The sequence below is a fragment of the Diaphorobacter aerolatus genome (assembly GCF_014489535.1).
GTDB lineage: Bacteria > Pseudomonadota > Gammaproteobacteria > Burkholderiales > Burkholderiaceae_C > Diaphorobacter_A > Diaphorobacter_A aerolatus.
On sequence record NZ_CP060783.1, the window covers coordinates 4,048,209 to 4,063,613 of the forward strand.

Annotated in this window: 11 protein-coding genes and 2 pseudogenes; 8 read left to right on the forward strand and 5 right to left on the reverse strand. The window is 62.3% G+C overall.

Annotated elements, in window-relative coordinates; translation table 11 throughout:
- Nucleotides 1-42 precede the first annotated feature (42 nt).
- Together H9K75_RS18880 and H9K75_RS18885 are read left to right on the forward strand one after the other, a co-directional pair.
- Nucleotides 43-405, forward strand: coding sequence for a type II toxin-antitoxin system RelE/ParE family toxin (locus H9K75_RS18880; protein ID WP_187726110.1), 363 nt, complete (start codon nucleotides 43-45; stop codon nucleotides 403-405).
- Nucleotides 402-725 (forward strand): helix-turn-helix domain-containing protein, encoded by a 324-nt coding sequence (locus H9K75_RS18885; protein WP_449757720.1) that lies wholly within the window; start codon nucleotides 402-404, stop codon nucleotides 723-725. Before H9K75_RS18880 ends, H9K75_RS18885 begins: the two co-directional genes overlap by 4 nt.
- Nucleotides 726-818: 93 nt before the next feature.
- On the opposite strand, the gene H9K75_RS18890 is transcribed toward H9K75_RS18885, so the two are convergent.
- From H9K75_RS18890 to H9K75_RS18900, 3 genes are all read right to left on the reverse strand, one after another.
- Complete coding sequence (locus tag H9K75_RS18890) at nucleotides 819-1,787, reverse strand: alpha-E domain-containing protein (RefSeq protein ID WP_187723782.1); 969 nt, start codon at nucleotides 1,785-1,787, stop codon at nucleotides 819-821.
- Between the two features lie 4 nt (nucleotides 1,788-1,791).
- A complete protein-coding gene (locus tag H9K75_RS18895; RefSeq protein ID WP_187723783.1) occupies nucleotides 1,792-3,366 on the reverse strand; it encodes a circularly permuted type 2 ATP-grasp protein in 1,575 nt (524 codons plus the stop codon).
- A gap of 88 nt (nucleotides 3,367-3,454) precedes the next feature.
- Entirely contained in the window at nucleotides 3,455-5,977 is a 2,523-nt protein-coding gene (locus H9K75_RS18900; protein WP_187723784.1) for a DNA internalization-related competence protein ComEC/Rec2, read from the reverse strand.
- 230 nt (nucleotides 5,978-6,207) lie between these two features.
- Between H9K75_RS18900 and H9K75_RS18905 the strand changes: the two genes are divergently transcribed.
- Together H9K75_RS18905 and pdxY are read left to right on the forward strand one after the other, a co-directional pair.
- Entirely contained in the window at nucleotides 6,208-6,669 is a 462-nt protein-coding gene (locus H9K75_RS18905) for a RidA family protein (RefSeq protein WP_187723785.1), read from the forward strand.
- Between the two features lie 151 nt (nucleotides 6,670-6,820).
- Nucleotides 6,821-7,627: a pyridoxal kinase gene (pdxY, locus tag H9K75_RS18910; RefSeq protein ID WP_264293862.1), complete on the forward strand. Its 807-nt coding sequence runs from the start codon at nucleotides 6,821-6,823 to the stop codon at nucleotides 7,625-7,627.
- A 91-nt stretch (nucleotides 7,628-7,718) separates the two neighbouring features.
- Here pdxY and H9K75_RS18915 read toward each other — a convergent pair.
- Nucleotides 7,719-8,563, reverse strand: a pseudogene (locus tag H9K75_RS18915) (symmetrical bis(5'-nucleosyl)-tetraphosphatase).
- A gap of 343 nt (nucleotides 8,564-8,906) precedes the next feature.
- On the opposite strand from H9K75_RS18915, the gene H9K75_RS18920 reads away from it, so the two are divergent.
- The 4 genes and pseudogenes from H9K75_RS18920 (at nucleotide 8,907) to H9K75_RS18930 (ending at nucleotide 14,104) form a co-directional block, all read left to right on the forward strand.
- Nucleotides 8,907-9,203 (forward strand): H-NS histone family protein, encoded by a 297-nt coding sequence (locus H9K75_RS18920; protein WP_187726112.1) that lies wholly within the window; start codon nucleotides 8,907-8,909, stop codon nucleotides 9,201-9,203.
- 608 nt (nucleotides 9,204-9,811) lie between these two features.
- Nucleotides 9,812-11,701: an aconitate hydratase gene (gene acnA / locus H9K75_RS25630; protein WP_404826363.1), complete on the forward strand. Its 1,890-nt coding sequence runs from the start codon at nucleotides 9,812-9,814 to the stop codon at nucleotides 11,699-11,701.
- The gene (locus H9K75_RS25635; protein WP_404826364.1) at nucleotides 11,659-12,726 is read left to right on the forward strand and encodes a hypothetical protein; all 1,068 of its coding nucleotides are present in this window, start codon (nucleotides 11,659-11,661) and stop codon (nucleotides 12,724-12,726) included. The genes acnA and H9K75_RS25635 overlap by 43 nt, the downstream gene beginning before the upstream one ends.
- Nucleotides 12,727-12,896: 170 nt before the next feature.
- Nucleotides 12,897-14,104 (forward strand): annotated as a pseudogene (locus H9K75_RS18930) (FAD-dependent monooxygenase).
- Here the strand turns inward: H9K75_RS18930 and H9K75_RS18935 are convergent.
- Nucleotides 14,095-15,357, reverse strand: a complete 1,263-nt coding sequence (locus H9K75_RS18935; RefSeq protein ID WP_187723786.1) for an MFS transporter — start codon at nucleotides 15,355-15,357, stop codon at nucleotides 14,095-14,097. The pseudogene H9K75_RS18930 and the gene H9K75_RS18935 sit on opposite strands and share 10 nt — an antisense overlap.
- Nucleotides 15,358-15,405: the final 48 nt, after the last annotated feature.

Here is a 15,405-nt window from a genome sequence, read left to right on the forward strand (position 1 = left end):
GGCATTCAGGTGTTTGTTATTTATACTCGAACGGATATAATCATGGCAGCGGAACGCAAGCTGCTGTACTGGGAAGGCTCATCGAAGAAGGACTTCAAGGAGTTTCCCATCGCCGTGCAGAAGGACATGGGCGTGTCATTGTTCGTCGTCCAATTGGGCGGCATGCCCAATTCAGCCAAACTCTGGAAGGGGCTTGGTTCCGGGGTGTACGAACTGGTGGATGATCACCGGAGCGACACTTTCCGTGTGGTCTACACAGTGAAGCTCGGAGACGCCGTGCATGTGCTGCATGCGTTTCAGAAGAAGTCCAAGTCCGGCATCGCCACGCCACAGCCGGATGTGGCGTTGATTGAGAGGCGGCTAAAGGCAGTGCTTGCCCGCTACGCGGCGAACAGGAGAAAATGATGAGTCGCAAAAATAACCGTCAAGGCACCGAAAACGTGCTGCTGGATCTCGGTTTCGACGATGCGGAAGAACTGTCGGCCAAGGCGGCGCTCGCGCTCAAACTTAACGAGTTGATCGACCAGCGCGACCTGACCCAGACCGAAGCGGCTCACATCACCGGCATGACCCAGCCCAAGGTGTCGCAGGTTCGTCGCTACAAGCTCCAGAACATTTCACTCGAACGCCTGATGCAAGCGCTGGTGTCCCTGGATCAGCATGTGGAAATCGTGGTGCGGCCTGCGCGGCGCGAGTGCGCGCCGCGCATCACTGTCGCTGCATGACCTCCATGGAAAACCCAATTCATGGAGTCAGGCATCGCATGATTTCCCCGCAATGCGTGGCAACGGAAATTTTTCTGTGTTGGCGCTTGCCTCTCAACGAGGCACGGGCACCAGAAAATCCCGACTGATGCGTGACCCGAGTTCGTTCACGCGGTCTAGAAACTGCGTGAGATAGGCGTGCAGTCCGGTCGCGAGAATTTCCTCGATGCGACCGTATCGCAGATCGGCGAGCAGGCGTCCGGCCCTGCGCTGCGTGTCGCCCGAGTGCTCGTTGGCAACGGCGGCGAGGTTGTCCACGAGCTGCTTCATATTCGAGTGCAGCGAGCGCGGCATGTCGGCGCGCAGCATCAGGAGTTCGGCCACACGCTCGGGCGTGATCACGTCGCGATAGACCTTGCGGTAGATCTCGAACGCCGAGACGCTGCGCAGGATGCCACTCCAGTGATAGAAGTCGAACTCGGGCGTGGCGCGCTTGGGGTCGCGCACGGTGCCGTGAAAGTCGGCGTCCACCGCATGGAACTTCACGTCGAGCAGGCGGGCGGTGTTGTCCGCGCGTTCGAGCGATGTGCCAAGGCGAATGAAGCGGTAGGCCTCGTCATGCAGCATGGTGCCGAGCGTCACGCCGCGCGAGAGATGCGAGCGGTATTTCACCCATTCGAAGAACTGCCCGGGGTCGCGCTCGAAGGTGCCCTCGCGCATGTGCTTGTTGAGCGTGAGCCAGGTGTGGTTCTGCGTTTCCCAGACCTCGGTGGTCAGCGCGCCGCGCACCGCCCGGGCGTTTTCGCGCGCTCCGCGCAGGCAGGAGTAGATCGACGAGGTGTTGTTCTCGTCATGCACCATGAAGGTCAGCACCTTTTCCTGCGTGATCGCTCCGTAGCGGGCGGTGTAGGCCGGGATCAGCTCGCTGATGGACAAGAGGCCGCGCCAGCCTTCCTGCGCCTTGTCCTCTGACTGCGGCAGCAGCGAGGTTTCGTAGTTCACGTTCAGCATGCGCGCGGTGCTCTCTGCACGTTCGGTGTAGCGCGACATCCAGTACAGATGGTCTGCGGTTCGGCTCAGCATGGTGTCAGGCTCCGGCGGATGGGTTGTGGGATTGCGACTGCGACTGCGACTGTCCTTGTGACCCGCGCTGCGTCTGGCTCTGGGACTGCGTTTGCGAACGTGTTTCCGATGCGCCCGCGCCCGCAGGCGAATCCTCCTGATTCAGAACCCAGGTGTCCTTGGTGCCGCCGCCCTGAGAGGAGTTGACGACGAGCGAGCCTTCCTTCAGGGCGACGCGCGTGAGGCCACCCGCCGCCATCTGTACTTTCTTGCCGGAGAGCACGAACGGACGAAGATCGATGTGGCGTGGCGCGATGCCCGATTCCACATAGGTCGGGCAGCTCGAAAGCGACAGCGTGGGCTGCGCGATGTAGCCCGCCGGATTGGCGAGCAGCGCGGCGCGGAATTCCTCGATCTCCGCCTTGCTTGCCGCCGGTCCGATCAGCATGCCGTAGCCGCCTGCGCCGTGCACCTCCTTGACCACCAGTTCATGCAGATGGTCGAGGACGTATTTGAGTTCATCCGGTTTGCGGCACAGCCACGTCGGTACGTTGGCGAGGATCGGCTCCTCGCCGAGATAGAAGCGGATCATCTCGGGCACGTAGGGGTAGACCGACTTGTCGTCGGCGATGCCGGTGCCGACGGCATTGCAGATGGCGACATTGCCTGCGCGGTAGGCATCCATGAGCCCGGCGCAGCCCAGCGTCGAGGACGAATGGAACACCTTGGGGTCGAGATAGTCGTCGTCGACGCGTCGATAGATCACGTCGACCTGCTGCAGCCCGCGCGTCGTGCGCATGTAGACGAACTTGTCCTTGACGACCAGATCCTGGCCTTCGACAAGTTCCACGCCCATCTGCTGCGCGAGAAACGCATGCTCGAAATAGGCGCTGTTGTACATGCCGGGTGTGAGCACCACGACGGTGGGCTCGGCGCTTGTCGATGGCGCGCTGGCGCGCAGCGTGTCGAGCAGCATGTCGGGATAGTGCGCGACCGGCGCGACCTTGTGCATCGAGAAAAGCTCGGGAAAGAGCCGCATCATCATCTTGCGGTTCTCGAGCATGTACGACACGCCCGAGGGCACGCGCAGGTTGTCTTCGAGCACGTAGTAGACGCCGTTGCCGCTCGAGTCGGGCGCGCGCACGATGTCGATGCCCGCGATGTTGGCGTAGACGTTGTTGGGTACCTCGACCTGCACCATCTCGGGGCGAAACTGGGTGTTCTTGTTGATCAGTTCGTCGGGCACGATGCCTGCGCGAATGATGTCCTGCCCGTGGTAGACATCGTGGATGAAACGGTTGAGCGCCGTGACGCGCTGCTCCAGCCCCTGTCGCATGCGCTGCCACTCGTTCGCGGGAATGACGCGGGGAATCAGATCAAACGGAATCAGGCGCTCGGTGCCTGCTCCTTCCTCGTCTTTTTCGCCATATACGGCAAAGGTGATGCCCACACGGCGGAAGATCAATTCCGCTTCCGTGCGACGCGCCTGCATGACGCTGTCGGGCTGCCTTGCCAACCATTGCGCATAGCGCAGGTAGTGCGCGCGCTCGGCGCCAGCAGTGATAGGAAGCGATTCGTACATTTCGTCAAATTTGTGCATTAAGAAGGCCTCCTGATGACGCAGGATAGCAAGTTGCGCGCCCGTTTCCTGCGCCGATCCTTTAAGCCCCATCAGCGCAATCCCTAGGTTATTGCCATTGGTCAGGGCTTGTGTGCAAATGCTTCCAGTAACGCAGGCCGCGCTCGCGCTCGCACACCGCGTCTTGAGGCGCTGAGGAACGCCACAGAACCGCTCCGCAGGACGGTGTCGAGAACACCTTGCTTTGCCTGATGCGGTAGCGCTCGATGATCTCGGGAACCGGATGTCCAAAGCGATTGCGATACCCCGCCTGCACGACCGCCACCTGCGGTTTCAGCGCGTCGATGAAGACGGTGCTCGACGATGTCTTGCTGCCATGGTGCGGCACCAGCAGGTAGCTCACGGGGCTCAGCACGTCGCGCGCGAGCAGCGTGCGCTCCTGCGCCTGTTCGATGTCGCCCGCGAGCAGCGCCGAGACGCCGTGGGCATCACTGATGCGAAGCACGCAGCTCATAGCATTCGACTTGAGCGGTAATGCGTGCTTTGCAGACAATTGCAGCGCGGACTCGCGTTCCGGATGCAGCACCTCGAACAGCACGCCATCCCATTGCCAGTGATCGCCCGCAATGCACGGCCTCGGTGGTCGGCCGTGCCACAGTGGGTGATCGCTTTCGACCGACGCCACCAATGCCGCCTGGGGCTGATGGGCGAGCACGGCTGCGGTCCCGCCCGTGTGATCGGCGTCGCGATGGCTGAGCAGCAGCATGTCGAGCCGCTCGCCCGTCGCACGCAACAGCGGAACGACCACGCGCTCGCCCGCGTCGGAGTCGGCTGAGTACAGCGGGCCCGCGTCATACAGCAGGCTGTGATGCGCCGTGCGCACCAGCACCGACTGACCCTGTCCGACATCGATGGCCAGCAACTCCACGCGGCCCGCGGGCGGTCTGGCTGGCGTCCACCACAGGGCGGGCAAAAGGCAGGGCAGGGCCAGCATGCGCACACGCCAGGGCAGATGCATGGCCAGCCAGATGCCCGCGCAGACGGCCAGCGCCCCGGCCCAGACCGGAGCCACGGCAAGCGAGAGTTGCGAATACGGCAGCGCCGCGCACCATTGCAGCACCGCCACCAGACATTGCACGCTCCAGAGTGCGAGGTTCCACAGCGGATGCCAGACGATGCCGAGAAACGCCACGGGCAACACCGCCAGCGTGATCCATGGAATCGCGAACAGATTCGCGACGAGCCCGATCAGCGAAACCTGCCCGAACAGCAGCAGAGTGAGCGGTGCCACGGCGAAGGTGACCACGGCCTGCTGATGCACAAGGGCCTTCACGTGCAGAGGAAGGCCGGTGCGCACGCGGGCGAACCATCCCGGCGATTCGGCGGCTTCCGGGAGGCCGGGCGCGGCCACGCTGCTTGCAAACAGAATGCCGACCGCCACGAAGCTCAACCAGAACCCCGCCTGAAGCATGGCCCACGGATCCCACAGCAGCACCATCGCGCAGGCCAGCAGCCACACATGCGGCCAGGGCCAGCGCTTTCCGCCGAGGTTCAACGCGGCAACGGTGGCGAGCATGAAGATCGTGCGTTGCGCGGGCACGCCCCAGCCACTGAACCATGCGTATCCGGTGGCAAGCAGCACGCCGCCGCAGACGCTCGCGGTCTGCGCCGGAACGCGCAGCGCAAGCCGTGGAGATCGTCGCCACAAAGCGCCGATGAGCTTGCCCGCAAGCCAGGCAAACATGGTGATGTGCAGCCCCGAGATGCTCACCAGATGGGCCACTCCGGTGATGCGGAAAATGTCCCAGTCGTTGCGGTCGATGGCGCGCTGATCGCCGGTGACAAGCGCGGCAACCACACCGGCCGCGCCGGCCCGTGAACGCCCCTCGTCGGAGGCGCGCAGAACCAGCCGCTCGAGGATGGCGTCGCGCACGTGCTGGCGCATGCGCTCGACCGGATAAAACCCGCCCTCGCCCAGATGCTGCGGCGCCGACTCGACTCGCACATAGCCCGTGGCCTGAACGCCTTGCTCCCACACCCACAGCTCGTAGTCGAAACCGAACGGGTTGGCTGCGCCATGGGGCGCCTTGAGTCGCACGTCCATGGACCAGCGCTGGCCTGCAATCAGCGAGGGAGGCGGGCTTGTATGCGGTGTGTCACGCGCCTCGAACAGCCCGCGTGCATACCAGTTCAGCTCGATCAGTGCGGGCAGTCGCACCGCGCGCCCTGCCAGCGTTGCAGACTCCACGGCCATGCGAAATCGCACGCCGCTGTCACGCGTCTGAGGCATGGCGGTGATCGTTCCCTCGATGCGCAGATCGCGTCCTTCGAGCGCTGGTGACAACGCATTCCCGGCAAATAGCGCGCTGCGAAGCCCGATCTGTGCAAAGGTCGCAAGGGCCGCGATTGCCAGCATGCACAAGGCGAGCGACCAGCGCCATCGGTCGCGGCCCGTGCACCGCATGAAGAGCAGCAGGCCGCCGAGCGTGATTGCGATGAGCAGGCCCGACAGGTAGGCGTGCATCGTCCACAGGCGCGGTTGCTGCAATTGCAGCGCCGTTCCCACCGGCACGCCGAGCAACAAGGCCGCACCCCACCAGGGGCTGCGGAATTCGGCTGGGCGACGGTTCATCCTGCGATGCTAGGCAGGCTTGTTCTGCGGCGCCTTGATCCAACCCGTTCGCCTTGGGCCTGTTTCAGCGTTCGCTTTTCCTGGCAACGGACACGCGGCCCGAAATCGACTCAAAAATAGCGCCGCCATATGGAAATCACTGCCGCGACTATGTAACATGCGCCTTTCGTGCGCAAAAGGCCGATGCAGCTTGCGCCGCGGATCTCAACTTCTTCCACAAGGATGCCGACATGAGCGTTTACGACAAACTCAAGGAACTCAACATCACCCTGCCGCCTGTGGCCACGCCCGCTGCGGCCTATGTGCCGTTCTTGCAGACCGGAAATCTGGTGTTCCTCTCCGGTCACATCGCGCGCAAGGAGGGCGCGGTCTGGATCGGTCAGCTCGGCAGGAACGTCACGACCGACGAAGGCAAGCTCGCGGCCCGCGCCGTGGCGGTCGATCTGCTGGGTACGCTGCATGCGGCAACCGGGGATCTGAATCGCATCAAGCGCATCGTCAAGCTCATGAGCCTCGTGAACTCCACCGCAGATTTCACCGAACAGCATCTCGTCACGAACGGCGCGAGCGAATTGTTCGCCCAGGTTCTCGGAAGCGAAAAAGGATCGCATGCGCGCAGCGCTTTTGGCGTCGCGCAGGTGCCGCTCGGTGCCTGCGTCGAGATCGACCTGATCGCCGAACTCGCCGATTGATTTTGCTTCCCTATGCCGCTTCCGCCTTCCGCCTTCATGCGGCAGCGGTAGATAAATTGCCCCGACCGGCCATGTCCACCACGACCCACGCCCGCTCGTTCTCACCATCCAGTCCCACGTCGCCTATGGCCACGTCGGCAACGACGCAGCGATGTTGCCCCTGCAGATGCTGGGCATTCAGCCGGTCGCGGTGCATACCGTGCAGTTCTCCAACCACACGGGCTATGGCGAATTCAAGGGGCAGGTGTTCACTCCCGCCCATATTTCCGATGTGCTCGACGGCCTGCGCGCGCGTGACGTGCTCTCGCGTTGCGAGGCCGTGCTGTCCGGATATCTGGGCGACGCCGGTGTCGGCGAGGCCATCCTCACGGCCGTACAGGAAGTGCGCGCATCCCACCCCAAGGCGCACTACCTGTGCGATCCTGTGATGGGCGACGTGGGGCGCGGGATTTTCGTGCGCCCCGGAATTCCGGAGTTTTTGCGCAAGCGTGCGTTGTCGCTGGCCAGCGTGATCACACCCAATCACTACGAATTCGAATTGTTGAGCGGCGGCGAGCCGTTGACCACGGTCGAAGCCGCCATCAAGGCGGCGCGCGCGATGCTCTTGCAGATGCATGAATCGAAGTCGGCGCTCATCGTGATCACGAGCCTGCGCACCGACGATCTACCGACGGACAGTCTGGCCACGCTGGCCGTCACCGCCAGCAACGCGTGGCTGGTGCAGACGCCATTCGTCGATCTGCAGCCCTTGCCCAATGGCATGGGCGACGTGTTTTCCGCCGTGCTGCTCGGGCATCTGATGCAGGGTGATCCGGTCCCAACGGCGGTATCGAGCGCGGTCAGCACGCTCTATGCACTGGTCTTGCGCACCCGCGAGGGCGAGCGCGACCTGCCGCTCATCGCATATCGTGACCAGATCATCAACCCGGGTGAACGGTTTTCTGCCGAGCCTGTTTGAACGCGGGCCTGACTTGTCGCCGCAGGTTTACATGCGCGAAGCAAAACTCAAACCCGCGCCCCGTTCACCTGCCTGAACGCGATGCCGACGATCAGGGGCCAGGTTGCTGCGCTTGTTCGCACTTCACATCGAACAACTCACGGTCGGCCAGCGTGGCACCGATGCGCATGGCGCTCAGGCAGCCGCCCCATACGCATCCGGTGTCCATGGCCAGCAGGTTGGGGCGGTTGACGAGACCCAGCGTCGACCAATGACCAAACGCCACCAACACATTGGCGCTCTTGCGGCCTGGTACATCGAACCACGGCATGAGGCCTTCGGCGGGGTGGCCGCGCTTTCGGTGCTCTCGAAATCCATGACGCCCTGCGGCGAGCAGAAGCGCAGCCGCGTGAGTGAGTTGACGATCACACGCAGCCGGTCGACGCCTTGCAGATTGTCGCTCCACTGGTCGGGCAGATTGCCGTACATCTGATTCAGGAATTCGGGCAGATCGGGGCTTCGCAGAACTTGTTGGACTTCATCTGCGAGGCCGAGGGTGTCTTCAAACGTCCATTGCGGCAGCACGCCCGCGTGAATCATGAGCATCTGTTCGCCCGCCACCGAGAATGAACGCGCCAGCGGCTGTTGCCTGACCCATTCGAGCATCGCTTCGCGGTCCTTGGCCTCCAGCACACTGTTCAACGTATCCCGGCGCGATGGATGGCGCGCGCCATGTGCGGCGGCCAGCAAATGCAGATCGTGATTGCCGAGCAGTGCACGCACGCTGTCCCCCAATCGCATGGCGCGGCGCAGCACGTCCGCCGAACTCGGGCCTCGATTGACGAGGTCGCCTAGCAGGTACAGCGTGTCGCGGCTTGCCGAGAAGTCAATGTGCTCAAGAAGTCGCACGAATGCGCCGTCGCATCCCTGGATGTCACCGATGAAGTAATTGGCCATGAAGCGTGTATTCGAATTCGGAATGATTGAGCGAAATGCTGCCGGAATTGTCTCTCAGGATGAGGTTCGGAGGGCATTCAGCACCGTATTGATTCAATGAACCCCCAATCCTGCTCATTCGTTTGGAGCTGGTGGGTAATGCGCAGTTTAGTAACCAATTGAATCGTTGATCGTTCTGCTCTGTCGGCGCTATTCGGATCGCATTGAAGGACGATCAATGCTTTGGAGCGAGGCGCATGAGTGTGTAAAGATTTCAAAGAAATTTCTTTCTATATTGAATGCATGGGTTTTTTGTTTATATAATCGCGTCACTTTCATTAAATTCACTGGAATTGGCACAACCATGACAGATAGCTACAAAGACCTGCTGAAGCAACGCGAAGACCTGGAAAAACGAATCGGTGAAGCGCGTCGCCAGGAACTCTCGACTGCGGTGACGCAGGTACGTAATCTGGTGGCCGAGTACGGCCTGACGGCTCAGGATGTGTTCCCCACGGGTCGCGGCTCGCGCGCCTCTGCCACATCCGGCGTGAAGGTTGCTCCCAAGTATCGCAATCCCGAAACCGGTGAAACTTGGACCGGCCGTGGCAAGGCGCCCAAGTGGATTCAAAATCAGGATCGCGAAAAATTCGCCATCTGATCCACTGGATCCAAAAACGGAATCGTTCTGGCAGTTGATCGAATGATTCCACCCGAAAGTCCGCGCAATGCGGACTTTTGTCTTTTTGAATGGTGTGTGCATTGCACCATTTTTGTGCACGCTCAAAATGAAGTGTGCGCCTGTGGGTATCCGCTGTGCTCCTTTGGGTGCGACGTACCCGGCTTCAGGCAGGCAAATATCGCGGAGCAAGGCGTTAACGATTTGACCCCTGAGTGCTTCCGTATATGGGCAATGCGGTTAACTTTTTCATTGTTGTTTCAACGAATGCCATATCGAGAAACCTCGATGCGGCGGCATATGACACCGCGGCCTGCAAGAGGTTCCATGATTTTTATTTCGTGCGGGCGCTGACGGAGTTCTTTCGATTGGCGGATGGCGTCGCGCGATGGCCATTTTCCCGAACCTTGTAGGGAATTGCGGGACATTCGGGAAATCGGCGTGAGTTTCGTGCAGCCAACGACCAATCGCCGAGGGCGTGGGGCCTGGAGAGGCGACCGTCTTGAGGGGCGATTGTGGGTCACTTATAGCGAAACCTCTCCGCGACTGCCAAAATGGTAGCCGTCGTTTTTCAAACGGAGCTACACAACATGGTCAAGACCCACGAACCGCGCCACGCTTTTGAATCCACTCTCAAATCCTTCAGTGCCGGTTCCGGCAAGTCCTCGAAGGGCCAGTTCTATTCACTTCCTGCGCTCGCCAGGCAGTTTCCCAACGTGAATCGCCTGCCGTTGTCGCTGCGCATCGTGCTCGAGTCGGTACTGCGCAACTGCGACGGCAAGAAGGTGATGCCCGAACATGTGGAGCAGCTTGCCAACTGGAAGCCCAATGCCTTTCGCACGGACGAGATCCCGTTCGTCGTGGCCCGCGTGGTGCTGCAGGATTTCACCGGCGTGCCGCTGTTGGCCGATCTGGCCGCAATGCGCACTACCGCCGCCGAGCTGGGCAAGAAGCCCAAGACCATCGAGCCGCTGGTGCCCGTCGATCTGGTGGTGGACCACTCGATCATGGTCGATTACTACGGCAGCAAGAATGCGCTCGACCTGAACATGAAGCTGGAGTTCCAGCGCAACAAGGAGCGCTACCAGTTCATGAAATGGGGCATGCAGGCCTTCGATACCTTCGGCGTCGTGCCTCCAGGGTTCGGCATCGTGCACCAGGTGAACCTGGAATATCTGGCCCGCGGGGTGCACAAGACCAGCAAGGACGTGTACTACCCCGATTCGCTGGTTGGCACCGACAGCCACACCACGATGATCAACGGCGTCGGTGTCGTGGCCTGGGGAGTGGGCGGCATCGAGGCGGAAGCCGCCATGCTCGGGCAGCCGGTGTATTTCCTCACGCCCGACGTCGTCGGTTTCGAGCTGACCGGCAAGCTGCGTGAGGGCGTGACGGCGACCGATCTGGTGCTCACCGTCACCGAAATTCTGCGCAAGGAAAAGGTTGTCGGCAAGTTCGTCGAGTTCTTTGGCGAGGGCACGCGCAGCCTCGCGGTGCCGGATCGCGCCACCATCGGCAATATGGCGCCGGAATATGGCGCGACCATGGGTTTCTTCCCGGTCGATGAAAAGACCATGGATTATTTCGAGGGCACGGGCCGTACCAAGGCCGAGATTGAAGCCTTCGAGGCCTATTTCAAGGCACAGGGCCTGTTCGGTGTGCCGCTCGCCGGCGAGATCGACTATTCGCAGGTCGTGAGGCTGGATCTGGGCACCGTGGCGCCCAGTCTTGCAGGTCCGAAGCGCCCGCAGGATCGCATCGAGATCGGGCATGTCGCGGACAAATTCACCGAGCTGTTCACTGCGCCCGCCGCTCAGAATGGTTTCAATCTGCCGCTCGAAAAGCTCGACAGACCGGTGAAGGTGCACATCAACGGCCACGGCACAACCATCGAGCCCTCGGACATCAAGCCGATTCCCGCAGGCGCGCCGCTCAACGCGGTGGAAATGGTGGCCAACAAGCCGGCGGTCGATGATGCCGCCGCAAGCATCAAGGCGGCCGACAAGGCCGTTGAGCGCATCGAGGGGCGCGACATCGATCTGCACAACGGCGACGTGCTCATTGCCGCCATCACGAGCTGCACCAACACCTCGAACCCGAGCGTGATGCTCGCTGCTGGTCTGCTCGCCAAGAAGGCGGTAGAGGCGGGTCTGCACGTCGAGCCGCATGTGAAGACCTCGCTGGCTCCGGGTTCGCGTCTGGTCACGCTGTATCTGACCGAGTCCGGCCTGCTGCCCTATCTGGAGAAGCTGGGTTTCGCGATTGCCGGTTATGGCTGCACGACCTGCATCGGCAATGCCGGCGATCTGCTTCCCGAATTCAACACGGCGATTCAACAGAACGATCTGGTCTGCGCGGCCGTGCTCTCGGGCAATCGCAACTTCGAGGCGCGCATCCATCCGAACATTCGCGCCAACTTCCTCGCAAGCCCCCGCTGGTGGTCGCCTATGCCATCGCGGGCAATGTGCGCAAGGATCTGATGACCGAGCCCGTGGGCCAGGGCAAGGACGGTCGCGACGTCTATCTGGGTGACATCTGGCCGACCAGCGACGAAGTGCACAAGCTCATGAAGTTCGCCATGAACGGCAAGGCGTTCCGCTCCAACTATGAAAAGGTCGATACCGAGCCCGGCAAGCTGTGGGAAAACATCCATGGCGTGACGGGCGCGACCTATACCTGGCCCGACAGCACCTACATCGCCGAGCCGCCGTTCTTCGACGGCTTCACGCTCGATGTGAAGGCCCCTGCCGGACAGGCGGACAGCCCGTACTCGGTGCACAACGCCCGCGTGATGGCGCTGTTCGGCGACTCGATCACCACCGACCACATCTCGCCAGCGGGCTCGATCAAGGAGTCGTCGCCTGCCGGTATCTGGCTCAAGGACAACGGGGTTCAAAAGGCCGATTTCAACAGTTACGGCTCACGTCGCGGCAATCACGAGGTCATGATGCGCGGCACTTTCGCCAACGTGCGCATCAAGAATCTGATGATTCCCGCGCTGGCCGACGGCTCGCGCGAAGAAGGTGGCGTGACGCTCTATCGTGACGCGAACGGCAACGAGACCAAGATGGCGATCTACGACGCCGCGATGAAGTACCAGTCCGAAGGCCGCGCCACCGTGATCCTGGCGGGCGAGGAATACGGCACCGGCTCAAGCCGCGACTGGGCGGCCAAGGGCACGCAACTGCTGGGCATCAAGGCCGTCGTGGCCCGCAGCTTCGAGCGCATTCACCGCTCGAATCTGGTCGGCATGGGTGTGTTGCCGCTGCAGTTCCTCGGCAACGATAGCTGGCAGACCCTCGGGCTCAAGGGCGATGAAACCATCGATGTGATTCCATCTGCCGATCTGAAGCCGCAAAGCGATGCGCAACTGGTGATCACCAGCCCTGACGGGACGCGCAGGGTGGTGACCGTGAAATTGCGTATTGATACGCCGATTGAGGTTGACTACTACCGGCATGGCGGGATCTTGCCGTATGTGTTGAGGCAACTGCTGGCGGACTGATCGTCCTGCTGCTCCTCTGCCTTTCTCTGTGATTGGTTGGTTGCCCCAGTGGCGGGGAGGTGTGTTCGGCACCTCGCTTCGCTACTGCTCGGAGGGCTGCATTGACCTGAATCAGGCGACTATTTACTGGTCGATTTCCCCTCGGTGCTTCGCCGCATCACAATCGGCCTATGCAAAAACAGATTTTGATCGCCGGTGGCGGGATCGGTGGTTTGGCGGCTGCTCTGGCGGCGGAGCGGGCGGGTGGGAAGTTCGGTTGTTCGAACGCGCGCCGGAGTTCTCCGAGGTTGGGGCGGGTGTGCAGATCGGGCCGAATGTGGTGCGCCGGCTCCAGGCCTGGGGCTTGCATCGCGCGCTGCAGGCCGTGGCGGCGTTTCCGGAGAAGCTGCAGGTGCGCAGCGCGGTGTCGGGGCGGGAACTGGCGGCGTTGCCGCTCGGAGCCTCGGTGATCGAGCGCTATGGGGCGGCGTATGCAACGATCCACCGGGCCGATCTGCACGGCCTGCTGCTGCATGCTTTGCGGGATTTGCCTGCCGTGCATTTGAATCTCGATCAACGCGTGGATCATCACCAGCAAGGCGATGGCGTGGTGACCGTGCGTCTGGCGGACGGGACGGTGGTCGAAGGCGATGCGCTGGTCGGTGCCGATGGGCTTCGCAGCGGCACGCGGGCGCGCTTGCTTGGGGAGGTGGCGACGCGTACCTCAGGTCATCTGGCCTATCGGGCGGTGATCCGGCAGATTGATCTGCCGCTGCACATGCGCACCCGCCACGTCACTGCGTGGCTTGGGCCGGGGCTGCATGTGGTGCAGTATCCGCTGCGTCGGGACGAACTCATGAACGTGGTGGCGATCCGGCATGGCGAGTCGCCCGCCGATCTCGATCAATGGGATCACAGTGCCAATGCTGCCGATCTCGAGTCCGCGCTGTCGCAGACCTGCGCACCGCTGCAGGAGCTGATCCGCGCCGTGCCGCAGGTCAGCGGTGGCTGGCGGCTGTGGCCGTTGTCTGATCGGGCTCCGGTGCGCGGGCCGCAGGAAATGGCGCAGGGCCTGGTCGCGCTGCTCGGGGATGCGGCGCATCCGATGCGTCCCTATCTGGCGCAGGGCGCGGGCATGGCGATTGAGGATGCTGCGGAACTGCAACGCGCGTTGTCGATGCATGATCTTGAAGTGGACCTGCGACTGCGCCGTTATGCGCTCAATCGCTGGCAACGCAACGCGCGCGTGCAGGAGCGATCACGGCGCAATGGCAGCATCTTTCATGCGACGGGTCTGGTGCGCCTTGGGCGCGATGTTTCGCTGCGCTTGCTGGGCGAGCGACTGCTCGACGTGCCCTGGCTTTATCGCGGCGATGGCGCCGGGGCCAGTCACCTTTGAAGCGCCGCGTTTTTGTCGTCGGTCTTCGGTGGTGAGGGCAGCAGCGTGAATGCGAGCGCGGCCATGACGAGCAGCGCGGCAATGCTGTACATCACGGGTCCGAATGGCTCGAGCGCTCGCGCCTGAGCGAGCGATGCGACCAGTCCGGTGAACCACTGCATCGCCGCGACGCCAAGAAACATGGCCATGGTGAACGCCGCCATCGCGCGACCGGTGAGGGCGGCTGGATAGGCGCTGCGCACGTCGGCATATTGCAGGATCAGGAATCCCGACAGAAACCCGATGGTCAGTGCCGCGGCAATGTTGGTCCATGCGTTGTGCGCGAATCCGATCAGCGCGAACAGCGCAGCAAACATCAGTGTGCAGACGACCAGCCATCGGCGGCGGTGCTGCGGCCCGGGGTCGATGCGGCCAAACACCATCGGACCGCACAGCGCCATGAGCGACAGCACGAGTGCCACGTTGCCGCTTTGCACCAGTGAAAAATCGTACCGGCTGATCAAGAGCGGCCCGAGCCACAGTCCGCGCAGGCTGATGAACGCGGCGTAGGTGATGAAGCCCAGCACCACGATGCTCCAGGTATGTGGCATCAGGAACAGCGAGCCAAAGCGCGCGACCGCTTCGCTGACGGTTTCCTTGCGAAGGTGGGCCTGATGATCGGTCTGCACCGGTTCGCGCACCGCTCTCCAGATCGCCAGCCAGGCCACCAGCGACATCACGGCCAACACCACGTATGCCATGCGCCATGAAGTGCTTTGCACCAGCCATGCAAGCGGCGTGCCGGTGAACAGCATGCCGAGCGTGCCGATCGCCATGGCCATGCCCGAGATCGGCGCAAAACGGGACGCCGGAAAATGTCGCGAGATGAACACCGTACACGCCAGAAACGCGGGTGAGCAACCAATGCCGATCAGTGCCTGCCCCAGCAGCAGCGTGCCGTAACCGGGCGCGGTTGCGGAAATCACGGCGCCGACAATCGTCAGAGGCGAAGCCAGCAGCACCGTGCGGCGCACGCCCCAGAGATCAAGGGCAATGCCCATGAACAGTTGCATCGCCCCGAACATGAAATGGAAACTGGCTGCAAAAATGCCCAGCGCCTGAGGCGACAGCCCCAGTTCGTGCGACAGCGGTGCCGCCAGGATCGCCGCGACCGTGCGATAGGCGTTGCTGAGTGCGAAACCGGAGGTCAGCGCCAGCAGCATCGCCCAGAGCGTCGGAGTAATGGCGTTGGCCTTGGGGGTTTGTACAGGCATGGAGGCGAATTTTTTTCAGGCTGCGATTGCGGCCACTGGCCGCAGTGT

Bases quoted from the DNA above. Each gene is read 5' to 3' on its own strand.
- H9K75_RS18900 (WP_187723784.1), bottom strand. From the start codon at position 5,977: ATGAACCGTCGCCCAGCCGAATTCCGCAGCCCCTGGTGGGGTGCGGCC.
- pdxY (WP_264293862.1), top strand. From the start codon at position 6,821: ATGTTGCCCCTGCAGATGCTGGGCATTCAGCCGGTCGCGGTGCATACC.
- H9K75_RS18885 (WP_449757720.1), top strand. From the start codon at position 402: ATGATGAGTCGCAAAAATAACCGTCAAGGCACCGAAAACGTGCTGCTG.
- H9K75_RS18920 (WP_187726112.1), top strand. From the start codon at position 8,907: ATGACAGATAGCTACAAAGACCTGCTGAAGCAACGCGAAGACCTGGAA.
- H9K75_RS18905 (WP_187723785.1), top strand. From the start codon at position 6,208: ATGAGCGTTTACGACAAACTCAAGGAACTCAACATCACCCTGCCGCCT.
- H9K75_RS18890 (WP_187723782.1), bottom strand. From the start codon at position 1,787: ATGCTGAGCCGAACCGCAGACCATCTGTACTGGATGTCGCGCTACACC.
- H9K75_RS18895 (WP_187723783.1), bottom strand. From the start codon at position 3,366: ATGCACAAATTTGACGAAATGTACGAATCGCTTCCTATCACTGCTGGC.
- H9K75_RS18880 (WP_187726110.1), top strand. From the start codon at position 43: ATGGCAGCGGAACGCAAGCTGCTGTACTGGGAAGGCTCATCGAAGAAG.
- acnA (WP_404826363.1), top strand. From the start codon at position 9,812: ATGGTCAAGACCCACGAACCGCGCCACGCTTTTGAATCCACTCTCAAA.
- H9K75_RS18935 (WP_187723786.1), bottom strand. From the start codon at position 15,357: ATGCCTGTACAAACCCCCAAGGCCAACGCCATTACTCCGACGCTCTGG.